We start from the raw sequence: 21,081 nt of genomic DNA, 5'->3' as shown, positions 1-21,081 counted from the left end.
TTCTTATCTTTAATTAAAACTAATCTGATATGAAAACCATCGAAGAAGTCTTAAAAAAATTAGACGAAATTATTCTCTGGAGCAAAGCAAACAAAAGTCCTTTAGGATATTTTGCGTGCACTTACAAAATTATGACCGCACAGGTTTTGAAAGGAATTCAACAGAAAAAATTTGAAGACAATCCGAGAATGACTTTGCTTGACATCGCTTTTGCAACAAGATATTTAAACGCATGGGAAAACTATAACAAAGGAAAGAAATGTACAAATTCTTGGTATTTAGCTTTTGAAGCCGCAAAAAATAAAGACCTTCTGATTCTTCAGCATATTTTCCTTGGTATGAATGCGCATATCAATTTAGATTTGGGAATTTCCGCAGCATCGATTATGCCGTATCGAAAAATCAATCCACTGAAAAAAGATTTTGAAAATATCAATTCGGTTATTGCTTCGATCAACCAGAATGTTCAGGATTCTTTAAATAAAATCTGTTATCCGATCAATCTCATAGACAAACTTTCAAACGGAAAAGACAATGCAGTTTTAGATTTTGCTATTTCAAAAGCAAGAGACACTTCCTGGGCAACGGCGGTAATTTCGTCCAACACTCCGAATTTTTTAAAAGAATCGGTTATTAATATTGTAGACTACGCTGCTGCAAAAGTTGCTTCACAGATTTTAAATCCAAAATTACTTTCCTCAACCTTAGCTAAGGAATTGAAAAAGTGCGAAAGCAATGATATTGTGAAAAATATTGAGATTTTAGAAAAAACAATAACCACTTAAAATAAAAACCATGAGATCCTCAAGAGAAAAATATTTCGGTCATCTTCCCATTGAAGAAAACTCATATAAAGCAGATTTTATTATTCTGGAAAAATATCAGCAATATTCATCAGAAATTTTAAGAATTGCCTTACTTACACTTGCAATCATTGGATATTTACCAAAATTAATCAACGACAGTAAACAGTGTGGCTTACTTCAGAAATCCTTCCAGGAAAGCAAAAGCCTATTCATCATTACCGTAGTTTTATTAATTGTTTCAGTTTGTTCATGTTTAGCGCATCGTTATTTTTCAAGTGACAATATGACTCATCACATCAGAAAATTACGTTTACGTAATAAGTTTACACAGGAAATCAATATTCAAGAAAAGGAAAAAATTGAAAAAAAAATCCAAAGCGAAAGCAAGTCATTTGAAAATGATTTAGATTTTTCAAAATATTCACTTATTATTGCAACACTTTGTTTGGTAGCGGGAATTTCATTCATGTTTATTACATTAATAAAAATCTTTTTTGCCTAAAATTATCTTTTTTCTGAATTATGGAAATCACTTATCTCATCATTGGATGTTTTGCCGGAGGAATTATCGGCGCTATTTTAGTTTATTTTGTTTTGAAATCTTCTATGGTTTCAAGAAGTTCTTATGATGAATTGAATTATTTACATATTAAAACTAAAGCTGATTTAGAAAATTTGAATCTGAAGATTCAGGATTTAGATCAAATTATTAAAAATGAAAAAAATTTAAATCTTCAACAATCTGATTTATTGAATGATCTTAAAAATGAGTTCTCCAAAATCTCAGCAGAAAACACTTTTCTCCAAACACAATTTGATGAACAAAAATTTTTAAATCAAAAACAAAACGCTCAAATTGAATTGATTTTGAATGAAAAGCAACATTTATATGCTAAAAATTCAGAATTATCTGCTCAAAATGAAGGTTTACAACAATCTTTAGAAACTCAGAAAGAAGAGATTAAAAAAATTCAGGAAGAAGGAAAACTGCAGTTTGAAAATTTGGCGAACAAAATTCTAGAAGAAAAAACAGAAAAATTCACAACGGTCAATCAAAATAATCTTAAAAATATCCTTGAACCTTTTCAGGAGAAAATCAATGATTTAAAAAATAAAGTCAACGAAGCTTATGAAAAGGAAAATAAAGAACGTTTTTCTCTGGCTGAAAAAGTGAAAGAATTGGCTTTGCTCAACCAACAAATTTCGGAAGATGCTAAAAAACTGACCAAAGCTCTGAAAGGTGAAAGCAAAACTCAGGGAAATTGGGGCGAAATGATTCTGGAAAGCATTTTAGAGAAATCAGGATTGGTAAAAGGAAGAGAATATTTCCTGGAGCACGAACTGAGAGATGAAGATAATAAAGCTTTGTTTTCAGAGTTTTCGGGTAAAAAAATGCGTCCTGATGCAGTTGTAAAATATCCCGACGAAAGAAATGTGATCATCGATTCCAAAGTTTCTTTGACCGCCTTTACAGAATTGGTAGACGAAACAGATTCAGACATCTATCAAATTAAAGTCAACCAGCATTTATCTTCCATCAAAACTCACATCAGTCAATTGAGTCAAAAAGCGTACGACGATTACGGAAAATCTTTAGACTTTGTCATGATGTTTATTCCGAGCGAACCGGCTTATATTGCTGCAATGCAGGCGGATCAAAACCTTTGGAATTTCGCTTACGAGAAAAGAATTTTACTTTTAAATCCAAGCAACCTGATTACTTCATTAAAACTAATCGCTGATCTTTGGAAAAGAGAATATCAGAACAGAAATTCCATGGAAATTGCCGAGCGTGGTGCTAAATTATACGACAAATTTGCAGGTTTCGTAGAAAATCTTGAAAAGGTTGGAAAAAATTTAGACTTAGCAAAAAATGTTTACAATGATGCTTACAAGCAACTCTACACAGGAAATGACAATTTAATTGTCCAGACTCAGAAACTAAAATCTTTAGGAATTAAAAATAAAAAAGAGCTTCCACAAAGCTTGATTGGAAATATAAGTGATGAATAGATAAACGTGAATAGTCAATTCACTTCGTTTGTCAATTTTAAACTCATTTGTAAAGCAAAATTTACAATTGAGAATTGATTTTTAATCAAATACACTAAATTATATAACTAATCTTCCGCCAATGAATGATTGATAAGTCTGATGTAAATCTTATTTTTGCATCAATTATCAATCATTCCCCATTTATGATCATCGAAAGTTTTCAAAACGAAAAGATAAAACATATTACCAAACTTCTTACAGACAACCGTTTTCGTAAAAAATCGGGAGTTTTTGTAGTAGAAGGACAACAGGAAAACGAAAGAGCTCAGAAATACAATTTTGAAGCTGTAGAATTCTATATCTGCGAAAACATTTTCAAAGGAAATACTCCTAAAGAGAAAATTCATTTGGTGAGTGACAAAGTGTATGAAAAAATTGCTTATCGTGGGACTTCAGAAGGAATTATCGGAGTTTACAAAACCAAAGAATCTCATTTAAACAACTTTCAACCAAAAGAAAATTCAACGGTAATCATCGTAGAAGGTGTTGAAAAACCAGGAAACTTAGGTGCAATCTTAAGAAGTTGTGAAGCTTTCGGAATTGATGCCTTAATTGTCGCTGACGGTAAAACAGATTTTTATAATCCCAATGTAATCCGATCAAGTGTTGGATGTCTTTTTGGAATGGAAGTTTTTCAGGCTGACAATAACGAAGTCTATGAATTTTTACAGAAAAACAGTTTCAATATTTATACAACCATTATGGATGAAACTTCCAAAGATATGTTTGAAAGAGATTTCACAAAACGTTCGGCAATTTTATTTGGTACAGAGCATTCAGGATTGAGTGATTTCTGGTATTGTAAAGGTCAAAATACATTAATACCGATGACCGGAAGTATTGACTCATTAAATTTGAGTAATGCTGTAGCGATTACATGCTATGAAGCTTTAAGACAGAAAAAGTCTTAATTGTTTTTTAATATAAGACATAAAAAAACCGTCTCGCTGAGCGAAACGGTTCTTTATTCTTCAATCGTAACTGATTAGTGAGCAGCTGGAGCAGCAACTTTAGCAGTAGAATCGATAGCTTTAGTAGCAGAATCAGCAACTTTGTTGATTGAATCTGTAGCAACTTTAGCAGTAGAATCGATTTGCTCAGTAGCTGAATCAGCTTTAGCGTTTAAAGAATCAGCTCCAGTTGTAGCTTCACCTTTTTTACAAGCAACTAAAGAAATAACAGCGATAGCAGCTACGAATAATGACTTTTTCATAATAAATTAAATTTAATTTTGTTAATATTGTTTTTTAAATCTTTTTCTCTGTTCGGTTATTTGAACAAGACAAAGGTATAGCAGATGTGAAATTTGTTTATGAAAAATAATTGTAATAACTTTGTAAAATAGTTTTACAAATAACAAATACTGATAATCAACAATTTAACTACTTTTTTATAAAGTGACAGATTTAGACCTCTTACATTTTGAGCAGCTCAAAAAGGACGTTCAAGCTCAATATTTGAAAGAATACACCCCTTCTTATGATGAAATATCTAAGTGGAAGGGGATTGATATTATATATTTTCAGGAAGACCTTAGGAAAAAGGCTAAAGGTAACATCAGTGAAAAATCTTTTTACACCTATTTTAAATCTTCTCCGGTTTCAAAATTACCTCGTATTGATATGCTTAATTTATTGAGTATCTATGCGGGTTACGACTCATGGTATGATTTTAAAAAGAACCATCTTTTTGCAGGAGAATTATTAAGTGATGAGAAAGATTTGAGTGATGATGAACTGAAAGAATTAGAAAAAACAGTTTCAAGTGCATTAAACCTACCTAAAACCGAAGAAGAGCCTACAAAACTAGTATCTAGCAACCAAGAAAACACCGTTTTACAAGAAAACAATACTGAAAATCAAATAATTGAAAAAAAACAAACTATTTTAGAATCTTCTAAAATATCAGAAATAAAACTACCGAAAAAGAACTACCAAAGAACTGCATGGATTGCTGCGGCATCAGTTTTTGTTATTTTATTGGGGCTTTTAGGTTTTAAAGATGAAATTTTTCAAAAAACTTATAAGTATTGTTTTACGGATGCCGACAGAAATTTAAATGTTCAGCGTGATATTGAAATTAAAGTTATTAAAGAAAACGAATCTCCTATTTTATATAGAATTAAACCAGGAGAATGTTTCATCTATCCAACAAAGGATAAAACTTTGAAAATGCAGATCAGTTCGACGGTTTATGAAGACCTTGAAGTCAACAGAAATCTTGAAAATGCACCTGAAGAAGAAACGATAGAGCTGAAACCTGATGATTATAAGATGGCGCTTTATTATTTCTCTATAAAAGATATTAATGGCGAAAATTCTGAGCAGCTCATCAAACAGAAAAGAAAACAGCTGGAAAACCTCATCAGCAACACAGCTACCATAACGCAGGTTTATGACAGTGATATATACGGTCTTGAAACTCTAGACAAGCAGGACTACATCACTTTGGTGACTACACCCACCACTTCATTAAAAAACCTGAACGTTATTGAAATGAAAAAAGATAAAGGAAAAATAGTATCTATCAAATTTAAAATCTCAAACCATGAAAACAATAAATAACTTTTTGTTTTTGACGATACTTCTTGGCGTCATCATGATTGCCTGTACAAAAAAAGAAGAAAACAACAACATAAGTGATCTTGAAAAGCTAAGAAACACAAACAATATCAATGTACAAATGGACAGTACACAAGCCATTAACTCTATTACTTTGCAAAAAGTACAGGATGTGCTTGACCTATCTACTCTTTATCTTTCCGGAAATAAAAAGACTGAAATAGACACCGCTATTTATTCAAAAATTGAGAAGTATTTTCAGAAATCTGACTCTACAACTTTCCAAGGGCTATTTAAAGAACTTGAAAGTCTGAAGGTGAAAAAGGTGAAAGTAAGTAACATTAATGTTTTCAAGAAAATCAACGATAAAGACACTTTAGATTTCGCAAAATTTAATGTGGAATATATTGGCGACAAAAATAAATCAATAGGAAATTTTGAAAGAAGTGCACAATATACCCTTGTTTCTAAAGCCACAGAAAAGAATAAAGAATTTAAATTTTATTTTATTAAATTTTATTCAGACTTGCTGGAAAAAGACAGCACTTCAGTAGGCGTAACCAGATAATCTAGAGGAATATCGTTTTCCCAGACATCATCAATGATATCATCGGGGTTAAAATAATTAACTCCGATTTTTTTTGAATCTTTTGAAATATTTTCAAAGAATTGATCATAAAATCCCTTTCCATACCCTACCCTGTTTCCTTTAAAATCACAATAAAGCAAAGGAGTAATCACAAAGTCAAAATCTAAAACTTCAGAATCTTCGTTTGAAACAGGTTCAGAAATTCCCCAATTATTGGTTTCAAATTGGGTATCAGAGAAAATTTCAACAGAAATCAATTTTGTATCGACGATTTTAGGAACAAAAACTTTGATATTTCTGCTTAAAAAGTAATCAATAAAAATCTGGGTATTAATTTCTTTAAACTTTTCAATCGGAATGAAAATATGGATTTTTTGATCAGAAACTGGTTTAAAATAATTGATGAAATTTTGAAAAATTCTTTTAGAAAAAAGAGAAATTTCATCTTTTGACAGATTTTTTCTTTTTTCAAGATATATTTTTCTGAGATCTGATTTTTTCATTTTCAAATTTATAAAAAATAGTGTTATACAAAATCATTTTAGAGATAGCGCTCCTACGGAGCGCAAATTTTCTCACACTATGTTTCTACACAGATAAAACTCCTCTGGAGTTTTCTAACGACATTTAATTGAACAAAAAAAGGTTGCGCTCCTACGGAGCGCAACCTTTATATCATCATAAATCTGAGGATTGACTATCCTAAAATTTTATATATTTTATCTGACAAACGAACTCTGAACGGAAGTTCAAAAGTAACTTGATCACCTGCTTTTGCTGTTTCGCAAGAACTTCCATCAACAAATATTTCAGTAATTGCAATTTCCTGTTCTCCTGTAGTCGGACCAGAGATTAAAACTTTGTCTCCAACTGAAACTTCATTATTTTCAATTAAAAACTGTGCAATCTTTGATTTTGTATAATAATGTTCAGCTTTCCCAATCAATGTTTTTTTGATTGCAATTTTCTGTCTAATATTTTTAGAATCAACTTTTGCTAAAGGTTTATTTGGTAAATCTCCTGAATTTTTAAAGGTCAAAGCATCAGATTTTCCTTTTCTGAACACTTTATTTCCAACCTGCAATCCTTTTCTTAAGGCTACTTGCTCTTCAACCGGCAAGTGTGTTATTTCTAAACATTCTGTAGAACAACAGTTTTCCATCGCCGTTTTACAGTCATCACACTGAATAAACAACAAATGACAAGCATCATTAGCACAGTTAGTGTGATTATCACACGGTTTTCCGCATTGGTGACACTGAGAAATAATATCGTCGGTAATTCTTTCACCTAAACGATGATCAAATACAAAGTTTTTTCCAATAAATTTGCTCTCAATATTTTCTTCTTTGATTTGACGGGTATATTCAATAATTCCACCTTCTAATTGGAAAACATTTTTAAAACCTTGATGTTTGAAATAAGCACTTGCTTTTTCACAACGAATTCCGCCCGTACAATACATCAAAAGATTTTTATCTTCTTTAAAATCTTGTAATTGTTCGTTGATAATTGGTAAACTTTCTCTGAAGTTTTCCACATCCGGAGTTATTGCACCTTCAAAATGGCCTACTTCACTTTCGTAATGATTTCTAAAATCTACTACAATTGTATTAGGATCTTCCAATAAGTTATTAAACTCCTGTGCTTTTAAGTGAACTCCTTTATTGGTTACATCAAAAGTATCATCATTCAAACCATCGGCAACAATTTTATGTCTTACCTTAATCGTTAATTTCAAGAAAGAATGATTGTCTTGTTCTACTGCAACATTAAGACGAATTCCTTGCATGAAATCATAGACTTCCAGCGTATTTCGAAAATCTTCCAAATGATCTGCAGGAATACTCATTTGAGCATTAATTCCTTCATGGGCAACATAGATACGTCCTAATGCATCAAGTGCATTCCAGGCTATAAATAAATCGTCGCGAAATTTTTTGGGATTTTCAATTTTGGCATACGCATAGAAAGACAAAGTAAGGCGTTGCTTACCAGCTTCATCAATAAGTTGAGCTCTTTCTTCTGCGCTTAAGGTGTTATACAGTTGCATGCTATAAACGGTTTAAGTGAGAAAATTATTTTTGCAAAGATAGTTAATTTTTCAAATTTGATTGATATGACATAAAGCACCTTCTTATGACTCTAATTACCATTTAACTTTTTGACTGATTTTACAATCTAATAGATGACATTTTGTCTTTAATAATTTTTTAAGCAGTGTTAAACTCATACGATAATTATTACATAAACTATAAAATGGTATAATTCTCGTTAAATTTTAGTTAAAAGTGAAACACTTAAGATTATTTACATACATATTTAGCATTAAATTTGTGTAAGATAAAATAACAATCAAACAAAGAAGACATACAATGAAGAGTACTTTTAAAAAACTTTTACCATTTGCCGTTGTAGGGGTTCTCTCAGGAGCTACTACCGTTGGCGTGCAACAATATCTAAGTCACGATTCTAACAACGGTGACCAATCTTATTTTACAAAATCTACCAACGCTTCGTTTGTAGGAATGAATACCGCAACTGTAGGTGATGATTTTGTAAAAGCATCTAAAATGACAGTTCCGGCTGTTGTAACTATTAAAAATTATCAGAACAGGGCATCAAGCAGAGCTTCTGAGCAGGATTTGTTTGATTTCTTTTTCGGCGATCCTTTTGGAGGAAAAGGCCAACAAAGACAGAGACAGCAACAGCAAGCGCCAGAAAATATGCCTTCAGGTTTAGGATCTGGAGTAATCATTTCTCCAGATGGATATATTATTTCAAACAACCACGTTGTAGCAGGAGCCAATAAGCTTGAAGTTGTTTTAAGCAATAAAAAATCTTATATCGCAACTTTGGTAGGAACTGATCCAAACACTGACATTTCATTACTGAAAATCGAAGAAAAAGGATTGCCATTCTTAAACTTTGCGAATTCCGATAACGTTGAAGTCGGACAATGGGTTTTAGCTGTAGGTAACCCTCTTGGATTAAACTCTACTGTTACAGCAGGAATTATTTCTGCAAAAGGAAGAGGAATAGGAATTTTGGGCGGACAAGGAAAAGCAACCAACCCAATTGAAAGCTTTATACAAACCGATGCTGCCATTAACCCTGGAAACTCAGGAGGAGCATTGGTAAATGTAAATGGAGATTTGATTGGAATTAACTCAGCGATTTCATCTACAAACGGATATTATCAAGGCTACGGCTTTGCTGTTCCTGCGAATTTGGCAAGAAAGATCATTGAGGATATTAAGAAATTTGGGATTGTACAGAGAGGTTTCTTAGGTGTAAACTCTTTAGATTTATCTAATGACCAACAAGTTGCTTACTACAATCAAGAAAAGAAAACCAATATAAAACCAGGTTCTGGAGTTTATATTACAGGACTTCCTGATAATAGTGGTGCACAAGAAGCGGGAATGAAAGTTGGAGACATCATTACCAAAATTGACGGAGCCAACATTACAGATTTTGCAGATCTTTCTGTTGCCATCGGAAGCAAAAGACCAGGTGATAAAGTACAGGTAACTTACTCAAGAAACGGAAAAGAGACTACCTCTACAGTTACTTTAAAAGATCAAAAAGGCGGAACTTCTGCAAGAACGAAAGCTGATTTGAGCGTCACCGAAAAAATTGGTGCAGATTTCCAAAGCCTGGATGACAGAACGAAAGCTTACTATGGATTAAGCAACGGAGTTGTTGCTAAAAATGTAGTAGAAGGAAGCGAAATCGCTAAGGCAGGTATAGTAGACGGTTATATCATTACTGAAATTAACGGGAAGCCTGTAAATTCTCAGAAAGATGTAGAAAACTTATTAAATAAATTCACCGGAACAGGCCAGATAAAATATATGGATGATTACGGAAGAGGCTATCAAAGAGGATTTAAAATGCCTTAGTAGAAACAAATAATAAACAAAAAACGCTGTAGATTTTAAAATCTGCAGCGTTTTTTTATGTTTTAAAAAATTACTTTTTATTCATTTTTTCAGCAATTCTTTTCTTTTTATTTCTTTCATAAATTATCTCTACGATCTTACCTCCCATCCAAGCAAATGGAAAAAAGACCAGAAAAATAGAAATTTTATAAAATGTAGGATGATAAGGAAGAATGATTACATCAAGCATTGCTATAAAAAGCATGATGAAACCAATAAGAATTGCATAAGCTACTTTTGCATATTTTACAATCATTGCCGTAACAACTCCTCCCACGGTAGTTCCTAATCCTGAAATAAAAAGCAGAAAGCCGAAGAAGGCATCATTATCTTTCATGCTTTCTAAAAATCTCTGCCAATGCTCAAACGGAGCAAATGCATCAAAGGTAACCCACTTTGGAAAAGCCCTTATACCAAGAGTGATAATAAGCCCTGCAATCACAAGACCTACCAAAACTGCAAATGTATTTCTTAAAAAATTCATTAATCCTGATGTGCAATCATAGAAATTTCGATATCAACATTCTTTGGCAAACAAGAAACCTGTACAGTTTCACGAGCCGGAAAGCTTTCAGCATCAAGATATGATGCATAAATATCATTCATCACCGCAAAATCATCCATACTTTTAAGGAAGATTGTTGCTTTAACTACATTTTTAAACGTCATTCCTGCTTCTGTAAGAATCGCTTCAAGGTTTTTCATTACCTGATGTGTTTCCTTTTCAATTCCTTCTACCAGTTTACCCGTTGCAGGATCTACAGGAATCTGACCAGAGATATACAAAACTCCGTTGGCAAGATTTGCCTGAGAATAAGGACCAATAGCTGCAGGAGCATTAACTGTGTTGATGATTGTTTTCATATATAGATTTATTTACTTTAAAAATCATACCAAATCATTTACGACTTGAATATAGTTTATTTTGGGTGCAAAGATAAAATTTATATTGTAAAATCAGTATGACTTTAGAAAGGTGCATTAGGCTGAGTAAAACTTCTGTCTTTATACTTCAATGCATCGCTTAATATATTTGCTTTAATACCGATAAAGAAATCATAAACTTTATACTGCCCAAAAGGAACCCAGTTAAAATTAATCGTAAAACTACGCTGATCTCTCGAGAAACCAATTCTTGTATACGCCAATTCTTTGGTCACCATATCGTAGTGTGTACTACCATTAATATTCCAGTAAGGAGTAAGCTTCACGCTTCCGTCTAAACCAATAGAAGCCATTTTGGTAGCTGTTCTCGTTAAGTTTCTTGAATATTGGTAATTGGCATTCACATTTAACGTCCACGCCTGATCAAAATGGGCATAATTATCATCATCAAAGAAATAATTTTCATTTCTGATTTCCCCTTTTTGCGAATAAGTTTTGGCGTAATCTTTTTTCTCACCAAACAGTTCGTTGCTTAAAGGATAAGAAAGCTGCACGTTGAAACCTTGTACGCTAAAAGATCCAAAATCTTCCGTTCTGATTCCGGTATCTGATCCCGGAGCAAATAGAATCTTATACGGTTCAATCGTTAAACTTGTATTTACGCTTAGTTTATTATCAAAGAAAGAAGATTGTCCGTTCACAGAAATAATTGACCAAGGATGACTTTTTGCAGCAAAATTATAATTTCCGCTTACATTTAAAGATTCGAAAATCTTCATTTTTTTCACTCCGGTAGAATCACTCTTAGATCTTACCTTCATTTCGATATTGTTACCGATGTTATAGTTTAAAGCTCCCGTCATCCCTGTTGTTGGTGATCCCACAATTCCTTTATCAAAAATAGAATAAGGCGTTAAAGCACCATTTGCATTATAGAAATTCTTAAAATACCCAAACTGTTCACCACCAAAATCAGGAGAATAAGTGAAACCAATACTTGGTGTCATCATATGTCTTATTGCCTGTATTGCAGACCCTTTCTTGAAATTTGCCTGCCCGTATAATTGAGTCTGCACACTTGCTGTGGTAGAAAAAATACTGTATCCCGCAATTTGTTTGTTGATCTGGTCAACCTCTATATTTTGTATTGGATCGTAATATTTGGTAAGCGTTTTTGTTGTTAAAGCATTATCAATTGTAGCTCCTAAACTGAAAGTAAAATACTTTGCAAAAGTCGTGTTGGTTCCTAATGCGATGTTATTTTTCAAACCGGTCTGCATTTTATCCCACATTGCATCGGTAAATAATTCTCCTTCTTCTGTACTTACAAAGTTTGATAAATTCAAACCTGTATTTACTGTAATATTTTCAAGCAAACCAGATCTTACCCCGGTTTTAGATTTAAATAAATAAAACTGATTGATCGCTACGTTCATTTGTGGCAAACGTAAATCTGCCAATCCGGTAGCAAAATTCTGAGAATAAGAAGCCGTTCCTGTAATCGTAGCCGGAAGTTTCAAAAACCTTTTGGTAAGCGTCAATGTAGAGTTTTGCTGGGTTCTCAAAACACTCTGATCCATAATATAGTTGTTGTTCACCGTGTTGTTGTAAAACGTTTGGCTTGTAACATCTACGGATGCAGAAAATGTAAGGAAAGGATTCGCTTTTGTATCTTGAGTATGTCTCCAAGCAATTCTGTATGTTCCTGTTTTGCTGTAATTATCAAGACCTTTAATTCCGCGGACGGTACTTCCGATATCTGCCGCGAAATTCCCTGAATATCTATATTTTTTAAGATAATTCATTTCTGGCCTTATCGTCCAGCTTCCTTTTGTATAAATATCTGCAAGAACTTTTAAATCGAAATGTTCACCAATCGGCTGATAATACCCTATTCCATTTAGGAAAAAACCTACATCTTCTCTTTCCCCAAAACTTGGAATCAAAATTCCTGCAGATCTTTTACTTGAAAAAGGTAAAATAGCAAACGGTAAAATCAAAGGTGTCGGAACATCTTCGATGTACATTTGTGCAGGACCTACAATTAAGGTTGAACTCTCTTTCCCTTTCTGCATTTTAATATAAGATGCCAAAAGGTGATAATCGGGTCTTGTATCTTTTTTATCAATGTAGTAACTATCGGTCGTAAATTCTGCATGTCGCATTACAAAAACAGAATCGTTGTACTTTTTAGTTTTATCCGCAACAATTAAACCTTCACTTTCCTCTGTTCTTGCGTTATAGGCAATAGCTTCTCTAGTTTTCGTATTATAATTAAAGCTTTCTACTTCATATTTTTTCCCAGCCTGATTTACCTGCGCAAGTTCAAATACTTTCCCTAAAGAATCAAGCTTTCCACGGGCAAAAATTAAGTTTCTTTCTTCATCAATTGAGATATAATCTGCATCGATCTGCATATCCTGATATTTTACCTGAGCATTTTTATTCAGATAAATCATTTTTTTCGGAACATCTCTACGAATATCATCGGCTTTATAATCTACCACAGCATCTAGAGATTCTTTGGGTGCAGCAATGGTATCCTTTTTGGAAATAGTATCATTAATTATCGTAGCTTTAACTACTTTTTTAGGACCTTCCTGTGCTAAAAAACTGTTAAAAATTAGGATAATTAAAAATTGTAATATATTTTTGAAGACGGTTTTGTCCAATTTTGTTCTGTATAATTTGGCTCAAAATTAATATAATTTTTATAACTGTATGATGTACCAACTAAATTTTAAAACAATTTTAGCATTTCTACTGATATTCTTTACCTCTTTTACTTTTGCTCAAAAAAAATTCACTGTAGTTTTGGATGCAGGACACGGAGGAAGCGATAACGGAGCTAACAGAAATTATCCCGATCTGGGTCTTGTTCAGGAGAAGCATGTTACGTTAGCAATTGTTCTGAAATTAGGAGCAATGCTTGAGAAAAACAAAGAATTTAAAGTTATCTATACCCGAAAAATAGACGAGTACCCTTCTTTAACAGACAGAACCAATACCGCCAACCGAAGCAGGGCAGATTTATTTATTTCTGTACACGTTAATTCTTCACCAAGTCGTTCTGCCACAGCAAGAGGAACCGAAACTTTCGTACAGGGGCCGGCTCAAAACAGAGAAAATCTTGAAGTAGCGAAGCAAGAAAACAGCGTAATTTACCTTGATGAAAAAGATAAAGAGACTTTTGCCTCTTATGATGCATCTTCACCCGAATCTTTGATTGCCTTAAAATTACAGCAAAGTAAATATCTTGAAAACAGCTTAATTGTAGGAAGCTTTGTAGAAGGAAACTTTGAAAAAAGCGGCCGTTTTTCGCGTGGTGTAAAACAGGAAAACCTACATATCTTAAGAAGAAGTGCGATGCCTTCTATTCTTATTGAAACAGGATTTGTAAATAATTATGAAGATGCCGCATTCTTAAATTCTGAAAATGGACAGCAGGAAACAGCAGAAAATATTTATAAAGCAATTATTGACTATAAAAAAGCAGTTGACAGAAAAACAGGAGCGCAAGTCATTACCAAAAAACCTGAGCCAGAAAAACCGGCAGAAGTTGCATTGAAAAATGACTTCAGAATTTTACTGATGACAATGCCTGTAAAATACAACGATGGAGATCCGGAATTAAAAGGATTGAATTACATTCTTCCGATCAAAGAAAACGGATTGTATAAATACTATTATGGTGTAACCAATATGGCATCTGTAAAAGACATTAATCTTAAAACAGCTAAAGATGCCGGATTCAGAAATTCTTATGCGGTAGGATTTATGCCAAACCAAAAACTGAGCATCGGTTATTATAATATTGAAGTGTATGTAGGAAAAGATAAATTAAGCTCAAATTCTTTCATCCTTCAAACCTTAAAAGATGTAGAAAGAAACAAATCTAACGGAATGTTCTACTACACTTACGGAAAAGTTTACACCCTGGAAGATGCAGTAAAACTTCAAAAAGAACTGGAAGCCAAAGGAATAAAAAATACCGTTATTCAGAAGAATTTTAAATAAACTCTATAATTTTGAAGTTTAAAAGTTTATTTATACTTTTGCAACCTCAAAATTTGGTCTATTCGTCTAGTGGTCAGGACTCAAGGTTTTCATCCTTGCAACAGGAGTTCGATTCTCCTATAGACTACCAAAAGCTCTCTATTTCAGAGAGCTTTTTTTATGCGTTTTTCTAAAACTTTTCAAAGTATAAAAAGCTCAGAGGAGATCTTCTGTATTAATTTTTATCTTTTGAATCCATAGTTTCCAGAAGTAAAGCCCGAATCTATCTGTAATTTTTTTGTATATTTAGGCTACAACTTATTTTTATGAAAAATTCAATACTCTTAATTTCCTTCTTATTTCTGCTTTTCAGTTGCGATAATAAAGACAAAGCAAACGATTTAGCCTTGAGAGAAACGGAATTACTGAATAAAGAAAAATTATTTGCACAAAAAGAAGCCGAATACCAATCTCTGTTAAAAATGAGAGACAGTATTTTCAACCATACAAATTCAGATTCAATAAAAATTGTCAAATGGTCTGATGAAATTTCCGGAACTTGGACAGGCAAAGTAATCTGCACAGAATCTAACTGCGGAGATTATGTTGTAGGAGATCAGCGTACCGACACCTGGGAATTCGATAGCGATTCAATACAGTTATTTACCAAAATCATCAATAACAATAATCTGGTAAGATTATATTCAGGAAAATTTGAGAATAACGAAATCAAGCTTAATTTTAAAACAGATTCTACTGCAAAAAAACAGGTAAATATGAATGTCTTACTGAATGAGATTTCATCAAACAAAATCAGAGGAACAAGAACCGTTGCAGTTGACAATTGTGTGGCAAAATTCTCTGTAGAATTAATACGTTCAACAAAATAAACACAGATGACTCTATTAAGTATACACAACCTCAGTCTTCCCATTGAAGATCCGGTATTGAAGTTTCTTTTGGTGCTCATCATCATTCTTGCCGCACCGCTTTTACTCAATAAAATTAAAGTTCCTCATTTGTTGGGGTTGATTATTGCAGGTGCAGTAATCGGACCGAACGGATTTAATGTTTTAGTGAGAGACAGCAGCATCGTAGTGACCGGAACAACCGGACTGCTCTATATTATGTTTCTTGCCGGTCTTGAAATCGATATGGGAGATTTTAAGAAAAACAAATGGAAAAGTTTAGGTTACGGAGGTTACGCATTTATTTTTCCTTTTATTTTAGGATATTTCGGAGCGTTTTACATTCTCGGTTTTTCTATGCTCACTTCTGTGCTGTTTGCAAGTCTGTTCTCTTCACAAACTTTAATTACCTACCCTTTAATCAGTAAGCTTGGAATTGCTAAAAATCAAGCTGTCAATATTACTGTAGGAGGAACTATGATTACTGATGTTGCCACATTATTGGTTTTAGCTATAGTTGTAGGTTTGGTACAAGGCGATATGGGTATTTCTTTTTGGGTGAAACTATCCATCTCTTTTCTGGCTTTCAGTTTGGCTGTTCTTATGCTTTTTCCTTTGATAGGACGTTGGTTTTTTAAAAAAATTAATGATAAAATCTCTCAGTATATTTTTGTATTGGTGATGATATATTTTGCTGCAGTTTTGGCAGAACTAGCAGGAGTTGAAGCAATAATAGGAGCATTTTTTGCAGGTTTAGCTTTAAACAGGCTCATTCCGCACACCTCTTCTTTAATGAACAGGGTAGAATTTGTAGGAAATGCGATATTCATTCCTTTCTTTCTGATAAGTGTGGGAATGTTGATTGACTTTAAAGTTTTTTTCAACAGTTTTGAAACAATAAAAGTTGCTTCAATTATGCTTGTAGCATCTATCGGCGGAAAATATATTTCTGCTGTTATTGCACAAAAAACATTTCGGTTTACCAAAGAAGAAGGCAGACTCGTATTTGGTCTTAGCTCAGCCTCTGCAGCAGCAACTTTAGCTACTGTGATGGTAGGTTACAATATTATAATTTCGGAAACAGAAACCGGAGAACCGATTAGATTATTAAACGAACATGTTCTTAACGGAAGTATTTTATTAATTCTTATTTCGTGTACCATTTCATCATTCATCTCTATGTCGAGTGCTCAGAAGATTGCAGAACAGGATAATGAGGAAACCGTTTCCGGAAACAGTCACGAACAGGAAAATATTCTTTTAGCATTAAATCACGAATCGACTGTTGAAAGAATGGTGAATCTTGGAATTTTAATTAAAGCTCATTCGAATACAGAAAATTTATTTGCTTTAAATGTAATTAATGAAGATAAAAATGAATCTTCTGTAAAAAATGCAGAGAAACTTTTACATCAGGCAACCGATATGGCAGCAGCGGCAGATGTGAAAATACAGCCTCTAAAAAGATATGATAATGATGTTATTAATGGTGTAAACAACGTAATTAAAGAGCAAAACATCACCGATCTTATTATAGGATTAGAAGACAGCAAAGGTTTTTCGCCTTCTTTCACCGATAATCTTTACAACGGATATTTACAGCGTGATGATTTGAATGTCTTGGTTTATCATGCAATTCAGCCTTTGGCTACCATAACAAACCATGCGGTAATGATTCCGGAAAATGCACATAAAGAAGCCGGATTTTTTCATGCTTTGTTGAGAGTTTGGAATATTGCAAGAAATTCTGGGGCAACGGTGACGTTTTATGCTTCAGAAGAGATTTTGAATATTTTGCAAAGAATTATTAAAAAAGCCAATATTGAAGCCGAATTCATCGTTATGAACACCTGGAAAGACGGTGAGCAAACAGCCACTCAACTTAAAGATAATGAAGCTCTTATTATCTTTATGGCAAAAAGAGGAATGAAGTCTTACATTCCACAAATGCGATTGATTCCCGAGCTTCTCAACAAATATTTGAATGATAAAAATTATCTACTAATCTTCCCTTTTTCGGAATTTGAAAATGCTGATTTTGAAAAAAGATCTGTAGGAAATCACAGTGATTTTATGGAAATAGGAAATATTGTAAATAAAGTTTTCAGATAAACATGCTGAAAAACAAGTACGTAAAACTAAACATCAGTAAATTTTCATTCAAAATTAAATTTGATTTTGTTTAAAATGCGAAAAACATTACTTTTGCAAAAGTTTAGAGACTGAGAAATCAGTCGACAGGATAAAAACTGGTAAACTTTACTCTAAAATGAGTAAATAAACACAGGCCTCACAAGACTACCAAATTTTACATCATGCCGAATTTAAAAATTCAAGAAGCGCAACAGCTTTTTAATAAGATTCGCTCTAACCCGAAAGGGTATGATTTAAAAACTAGTACGGAAGGGATTACAGGCAAGGATGATAAAATTAGTTTCAAACTCTACAAGAGCGGAGAAAAAAGTATTTTTGAAGTAACCATCGACGGACTTACTTTTTCCAACTCTACCGGAGAATGGAATAATGCAATGATTATGTTGGAAAACATCATCAATAAATTAGGAAAAGAAACTGAAAATATTAAAGTACAACAGGCCTTAGACAAGCTTAAAAAGTACCTTTCAGAAGAAAACTAAAAATATTTTAAAATAATTAAAAATAAATTTGGTGGGTAACAAAAAAGTCTATAAATTTGCACTCACATTTAAACGATATGGCTAATCATAAATCAGCACTTAAAAGAATAAGACAAAACGAAGTTAGAAAAGTTCGTAACAGATACTATCACAAGACTGCTAGAACAGCTCTAAAAGTTTTAAGAAACGAAGAAAACAAAGCAGCGGCTACTGAGCAATTGCCAAAAGTTATCGCTTTGTTAGACAAATTAGCTAAGAAAAACATTATTCACAAGAATAAGGCAGCTAACTTGAAAAGTAAATTAACTAAGCACGTTAATAAATTAGCGTAATTATATAGTTGGCCCGTTCGTCTATCGGTTAGGACCTCAGATTTTCATTCTGGTAAGAGGGGTTCGATTCCCCTACGGGCTACTAAACTTAATTACTACTAACCGGGTAATTAAAATAAGAGTTGAAACTTATAAAAACAAAAAACTAACCCTGTAAATTTATTTACAGTTTGGTAGATGGCCCGTTCGTCTATCGGTTAGGACCTCAGATTTTCATTCTGGTAAGAGGGGTTCGATTCCCCTACGGGCTACAAAAAGAGATTTCAAATTTTGAAATCTCTTTTTTCGTTGATAAAACACTGTTAAAAATCATCAATAAAGTTTGCTTATTTATCTCTAAAAGTTATACTTTTGCAATTCATCAGATGATATGATGTTTTTATAATGCAGATTCAAAGAAAAACTTTAGCACAGGAAGTAGCGGAAAGATTAATCGAAGGAATATCCAACGATGAATATGTTATTGGCGAAAAACTGCCAATTGAGCCTGAGCTGATGAAGATCTACGGCGTGGGCCGCTCTAGTATTCGTGAGGCGATAAAGATCTTATCTATTCAGGGAATTCTTAATGTACAGCAAGGCGTAGGAACATTTGTAATTTCTAAAAATGCTCACGAATCTTTAGAATCTCAAATGAATAAAGCTCAGATTGAGGAAGTACAGGAAGTACGTTCATTGCTTGATTCGAAAATTGCAGCAAAAGCAGCGATTAACCGAACTGAGAAAGATTTAGAAGCAATTAAAAATTATCTGAATCTCAGAAATCAATTTGCAGAACAAAATCTTGCGACAGAATGTTATCAGGCGGACATAAATTTCCATTTAGCCATTGCAGAAGCTTGCGGAAATGATCTTTTAAAAGAAATCTACAAAATAGCAACGAAGCATATTATGAGTTCTTTCGAAACAAGACATCACAACAATACGGAGTCTTTTAAAATTTCTCAGAAAATACATATCGACCTTTATTTGTCTATTGAAAACGGAGATGCTGAGAAAGCTGCTATCATTGCTCAAAAAATAGTAGATCAGATCTATTAAAAAAATTTAACAAAATTCATCAGATGATATGATGAATAAAATAATAACATGGAAAATATTACTACCAAAACAATTGACACCACAAAAATTGTTTATCCTATCCTCTTTATGATCAGTTTTTCACATTTTTTGAATGATCTGATCCAATCTACGATTCCTTCATTGTATCCTATTTTGAAAGGAGAATTCAGCTTATCTTTTTCACAAATTGGAATAATCACTTTGGTATTTCAACTCACCGCATCTATTTTGCAGCCTTTTGTTGGAATTTATACTGATAAAAAACCAAATCCCAGGTCTTTAGCGATCGGAATGGCATTATCAATGGCTGGGTTACTTTTGCTAGCAGCTGCTCACGAATATTATGTTATTTTAATTTCTGTCGCATTGATCGGAATGGGATCTTCTATCTTTCATCCAGAAGCTTCAAGAGTTGCGCAATTGGCATCGGGTGGACAAAAAGGATTGGCTCAATCGATATTTCAAGTAGGCGGAAATTCGGGAAGTGCCATCGGACCACTTTTGGTCGCTTTAATTATTCTTCCTTTGGGACAAGGCTATGTAGGATTGTTTGCGATCGCAGCTTTCATCGGAATCATTGTATTATGGAGGATAGGAAACTGGTATGCTGAAAGACTATCATTAAAAAGATCTGCTAAACACCCAAGTGATATTATTGAGATACAGCTTTCCCGCAAAAAGATCTTGTTTTCTGTATCTATTTTATTGGCTCTGATTTTTTCAAAGTACATTTACCTAGCTTCGATGACGAATTATTTCACTTTCTTTTTAATTGATAAATTCCATGTTTCGGTACAAGATTCTCAACTTTATTTGTTCATATTTTTAGCGGCAGTTGCTGTAGGAACAATTTTAGGGGGAAAATTGGGAGATAAATATGGCAGAAAAAAAATCATTTGGGCTTCTATTTTGGGAGCCGCGCCATTTACGCTTTGCCTTCCTTATCTTTCATTATTCTGGACGATCATCTTTGCAGTTTTAATAGGATTAATAATCGCTTCAGCATTTTCCGCAATATTAGTTTACGCCACAGACCTTATGCCTAACAAAATCGGATTGGTTGCCGGATTATTCTTCGGTTTCATGTTTGGAATGGGCGGAATTGGTTCTGCAATATTAGGCGCTGTTGCAGATGACACCAGTATAGAATTTGTATTTAAAATTTGCGCATTCTTACCTTTAATGGGGATCATCACTGCTTTTTTACCCAATATAAAAGGACATAAAAAATAGCCTCACCAAAGCTGATGAGGACTACATAAAAATTAAAAACGAATAGAATTTTAGGTTTAAAGATCATTTATAAA

The 21,081-nt window shown here is 33.2% G+C and carries 20 protein-coding genes and 3 tRNA genes; 17 read left to right on the top strand and 6 right to left on the bottom strand.

Annotated elements, in window-relative coordinates; all coding sequences use genetic code 11:
- Positions 1-29 precede the first annotated feature (29 nt).
- The 4 genes from BUR17_RS13905 to BUR17_RS13890 all read left to right on the top strand — a co-directional run bounded on the left by BUR17_RS13905 (position 30) and on the right by BUR17_RS13890 (position 3,772).
- Entirely contained in the window at positions 30-785 is a 756-nt protein-coding gene (locus tag BUR17_RS13905; RefSeq protein ID WP_074230948.1) for a DUF5995 family protein, read from the top strand.
- Positions 786-795: 10 nt separating this feature from the next.
- Positions 796-1,308, top strand: coding sequence for a hypothetical protein (locus tag BUR17_RS13900; protein ID WP_074230947.1), 513 nt, complete (start codon positions 796-798; stop codon positions 1,306-1,308).
- 20 nt (positions 1,309-1,328) lie between these two features.
- A complete protein-coding gene (gene rmuC, locus BUR17_RS13895; RefSeq protein ID WP_074230946.1) occupies positions 1,329-2,819 on the top strand; it encodes a DNA recombination protein RmuC in 1,491 nt (496 codons plus the stop codon).
- Between the two features lie 185 nt (positions 2,820-3,004).
- Positions 3,005-3,772 carry a TrmH family RNA methyltransferase gene (locus BUR17_RS13890; protein ID WP_074230945.1) on the top strand — a complete coding sequence of 256 codons (768 nt, stop codon included), beginning with the start codon at positions 3,005-3,007 and terminating at the stop codon, positions 3,770-3,772.
- Between the two features lie 74 nt (positions 3,773-3,846).
- On the opposite strand, the gene BUR17_RS13885 is transcribed toward BUR17_RS13890, so the two are convergent.
- Entirely contained in the window at positions 3,847-4,074 is a 228-nt protein-coding gene (locus tag BUR17_RS13885; protein ID WP_074230944.1) for a hypothetical protein, read from the bottom strand.
- A gap of 184 nt (positions 4,075-4,258) precedes the next feature.
- Here BUR17_RS13885 and BUR17_RS13880 point away from each other — a divergent pair, with 184 nt between their 5' ends.
- Positions 4,259-5,425: a hypothetical protein gene (locus BUR17_RS13880; RefSeq protein WP_074230943.1), complete on the top strand. Its 1,167-nt coding sequence runs from the start codon at positions 4,259-4,261 to the stop codon at positions 5,423-5,425.
- Positions 5,409-5,990, top strand: a complete 582-nt coding sequence (locus tag BUR17_RS13875) for a hypothetical protein (protein WP_074230942.1) — start codon at positions 5,409-5,411, stop codon at positions 5,988-5,990. Before BUR17_RS13880 ends, BUR17_RS13875 begins: the two co-directional genes overlap by 17 nt.
- Here BUR17_RS13875 and BUR17_RS13870 read toward each other — a convergent pair.
- Together BUR17_RS13870 and trhO are read right to left on the bottom strand one after the other, a co-directional pair.
- Positions 5,939-6,514, bottom strand: a complete 576-nt coding sequence (locus tag BUR17_RS13870) for a 5-formyltetrahydrofolate cyclo-ligase (RefSeq protein WP_074230941.1) — start codon at positions 6,512-6,514, stop codon at positions 5,939-5,941. The two genes, BUR17_RS13875 and BUR17_RS13870, sit on opposite strands and share 52 nt — an antisense overlap.
- Before the next feature lie 194 nt (positions 6,515-6,708).
- Positions 6,709-8,064 (bottom strand): oxygen-dependent tRNA uridine(34) hydroxylase TrhO, encoded by a 1,356-nt coding sequence (gene trhO, locus BUR17_RS13865; RefSeq protein ID WP_074230940.1) that lies wholly within the window; start codon positions 8,062-8,064, stop codon positions 6,709-6,711.
- Between the two features lie 322 nt (positions 8,065-8,386).
- Here trhO and BUR17_RS13860 point away from each other — a divergent pair, with 322 nt between their 5' ends.
- Complete coding sequence (locus BUR17_RS13860) at positions 8,387-9,916, top strand: trypsin-like peptidase domain-containing protein (RefSeq protein ID WP_074230939.1); 1,530 nt, start codon at positions 8,387-8,389, stop codon at positions 9,914-9,916.
- A 70-nt stretch (positions 9,917-9,986) separates the two neighbouring features.
- Here BUR17_RS13860 and BUR17_RS13855 read toward each other — a convergent pair whose 3' ends face one another.
- From BUR17_RS13855 to BUR17_RS13845, 3 genes are all read right to left on the bottom strand, one after another.
- A complete protein-coding gene (locus tag BUR17_RS13855) occupies positions 9,987-10,439 on the bottom strand; it encodes a hypothetical protein (protein ID WP_074230938.1) in 453 nt (150 codons plus the stop codon).
- Positions 10,439-10,819, bottom strand: coding sequence for a RidA family protein (locus BUR17_RS13850; RefSeq protein WP_074230937.1), 381 nt, complete (start codon positions 10,817-10,819; stop codon positions 10,439-10,441). Before BUR17_RS13850 ends, BUR17_RS13855 begins: the two co-directional genes overlap by 1 nt.
- Before the next feature lie 104 nt (positions 10,820-10,923).
- The gene (locus BUR17_RS13845; RefSeq protein ID WP_074230936.1) at positions 10,924-13,512 is read right to left on the bottom strand and encodes a putative LPS assembly protein LptD; all 2,589 of its coding nucleotides are present in this window, start codon (positions 13,510-13,512) and stop codon (positions 10,924-10,926) included.
- Positions 13,513-13,564: 52 nt separating this feature from the next.
- On the opposite strand from BUR17_RS13845, the gene BUR17_RS13840 reads away from it, so the two are divergent.
- The 10 genes from BUR17_RS13840 (at position 13,565) to BUR17_RS13795 (ending at position 21,007) form a co-directional block, all read left to right on the top strand.
- A complete protein-coding gene (locus tag BUR17_RS13840; protein ID WP_074230935.1) occupies positions 13,565-14,857 on the top strand; it encodes an N-acetylmuramoyl-L-alanine amidase family protein in 1,293 nt (430 codons plus the stop codon).
- A 55-nt stretch (positions 14,858-14,912) separates the two neighbouring features.
- Positions 14,913-14,987 (top strand) — tRNA-Glu (locus BUR17_RS13835).
- A 175-nt stretch (positions 14,988-15,162) separates the two neighbouring features.
- Positions 15,163-15,726, top strand: a complete 564-nt coding sequence (locus tag BUR17_RS13830; protein ID WP_074230934.1) for a hypothetical protein — start codon at positions 15,163-15,165, stop codon at positions 15,724-15,726.
- Between the two features lie 6 nt (positions 15,727-15,732).
- On the top strand, positions 15,733-17,856 hold the full coding sequence (locus tag BUR17_RS13825) for a cation:proton antiporter (RefSeq protein ID WP_074230933.1): 2,124 nt from the start codon (positions 15,733-15,735) through the stop codon (positions 17,854-17,856).
- 203 nt (positions 17,857-18,059) lie between these two features.
- Positions 18,060-18,380 carry a hypothetical protein gene (locus BUR17_RS13820; RefSeq protein WP_074230932.1) on the top strand — a complete coding sequence of 107 codons (321 nt, stop codon included), beginning with the start codon at positions 18,060-18,062 and terminating at the stop codon, positions 18,378-18,380.
- A 77-nt stretch (positions 18,381-18,457) separates the two neighbouring features.
- Positions 18,458-18,712, top strand: a complete 255-nt coding sequence (gene rpsT, locus BUR17_RS13815; RefSeq protein WP_048501176.1) for a 30S ribosomal protein S20 — start codon at positions 18,458-18,460, stop codon at positions 18,710-18,712.
- 10 nt (positions 18,713-18,722) lie between these two features.
- A tRNA-Glu gene (locus tag BUR17_RS13810) sits at positions 18,723-18,794 on the top strand.
- A gap of 97 nt (positions 18,795-18,891) precedes the next feature.
- Positions 18,892-18,963 (top strand) — tRNA-Glu (locus BUR17_RS13805).
- 133 nt (positions 18,964-19,096) lie between these two features.
- Positions 19,097-19,753: a FadR/GntR family transcriptional regulator gene (locus BUR17_RS13800; RefSeq protein WP_074230931.1), complete on the top strand. Its 657-nt coding sequence runs from the start codon at positions 19,097-19,099 to the stop codon at positions 19,751-19,753.
- Positions 19,754-19,801: 48 nt separating this feature from the next.
- On the top strand, positions 19,802-21,007 hold the full coding sequence (locus tag BUR17_RS13795) for an MFS transporter (RefSeq protein WP_074230930.1): 1,206 nt from the start codon (positions 19,802-19,804) through the stop codon (positions 21,005-21,007).
- Positions 21,008-21,081: the final 74 nt, after the last annotated feature.

Origin of the sequence: Chryseobacterium scophthalmum, assembly GCF_900143185.1 — a bacterium.
Classification (GTDB): domain Bacteria; phylum Bacteroidota; class Bacteroidia; order Flavobacteriales; family Weeksellaceae; genus Chryseobacterium; species Chryseobacterium scophthalmum.
This window is presented reverse-complemented; position numbering and strand designations above follow the sequence as displayed.

Excerpts from the sequence above, each read along its gene's own strand:
- BUR17_RS13905 (WP_074230948.1), top strand. The coding sequence starts at position 30 with ATGAAAACCATCGAAGAAGTCTTAAAAAAATTAGACGAAATTATTCTC.
- BUR17_RS13900 (WP_074230947.1), top strand. The coding sequence starts at position 796 with ATGAGATCCTCAAGAGAAAAATATTTCGGTCATCTTCCCATTGAAGAA.
- rmuC (WP_074230946.1), top strand. The coding sequence starts at position 1,329 with ATGGAAATCACTTATCTCATCATTGGATGTTTTGCCGGAGGAATTATC.
- BUR17_RS13890 (WP_074230945.1), top strand. The coding sequence starts at position 3,005 with ATGATCATCGAAAGTTTTCAAAACGAAAAGATAAAACATATTACCAAA.
- BUR17_RS13885 (WP_074230944.1), bottom strand. The coding sequence starts at position 4,074 with ATGAAAAAGTCATTATTCGTAGCTGCTATCGCTGTTATTTCTTTAGTT.
- BUR17_RS13875 (WP_074230942.1), top strand. The coding sequence starts at position 5,409 with ATGAAAACAATAAATAACTTTTTGTTTTTGACGATACTTCTTGGCGTC.
- BUR17_RS13870 (WP_074230941.1), bottom strand. The coding sequence starts at position 6,514 with ATGAAAAAATCAGATCTCAGAAAAATATATCTTGAAAAAAGAAAAAAT.
- trhO (WP_074230940.1), bottom strand. The coding sequence starts at position 8,064 with ATGCAACTGTATAACACCTTAAGCGCAGAAGAAAGAGCTCAACTTATT.
- BUR17_RS13860 (WP_074230939.1), top strand. The coding sequence starts at position 8,387 with ATGAAGAGTACTTTTAAAAAACTTTTACCATTTGCCGTTGTAGGGGTT.
- BUR17_RS13855 (WP_074230938.1), bottom strand. The coding sequence starts at position 10,439 with ATGAATTTTTTAAGAAATACATTTGCAGTTTTGGTAGGTCTTGTGATT.
- BUR17_RS13850 (WP_074230937.1), bottom strand. The coding sequence starts at position 10,819 with ATGAAAACAATCATCAACACAGTTAATGCTCCTGCAGCTATTGGTCCT.
- BUR17_RS13840 (WP_074230935.1), top strand. The coding sequence starts at position 13,565 with ATGTACCAACTAAATTTTAAAACAATTTTAGCATTTCTACTGATATTC.
- BUR17_RS13830 (WP_074230934.1), top strand. The coding sequence starts at position 15,163 with ATGAAAAATTCAATACTCTTAATTTCCTTCTTATTTCTGCTTTTCAGT.
- BUR17_RS13825 (WP_074230933.1), top strand. The coding sequence starts at position 15,733 with ATGACTCTATTAAGTATACACAACCTCAGTCTTCCCATTGAAGATCCG.
- BUR17_RS13820 (WP_074230932.1), top strand. The coding sequence starts at position 18,060 with ATGCCGAATTTAAAAATTCAAGAAGCGCAACAGCTTTTTAATAAGATT.
- rpsT (WP_048501176.1), top strand. The coding sequence starts at position 18,458 with ATGGCTAATCATAAATCAGCACTTAAAAGAATAAGACAAAACGAAGTT.
- BUR17_RS13800 (WP_074230931.1), top strand. The coding sequence starts at position 19,097 with ATGCAGATTCAAAGAAAAACTTTAGCACAGGAAGTAGCGGAAAGATTA.
- BUR17_RS13795 (WP_074230930.1), top strand. The coding sequence starts at position 19,802 with ATGGAAAATATTACTACCAAAACAATTGACACCACAAAAATTGTTTAT.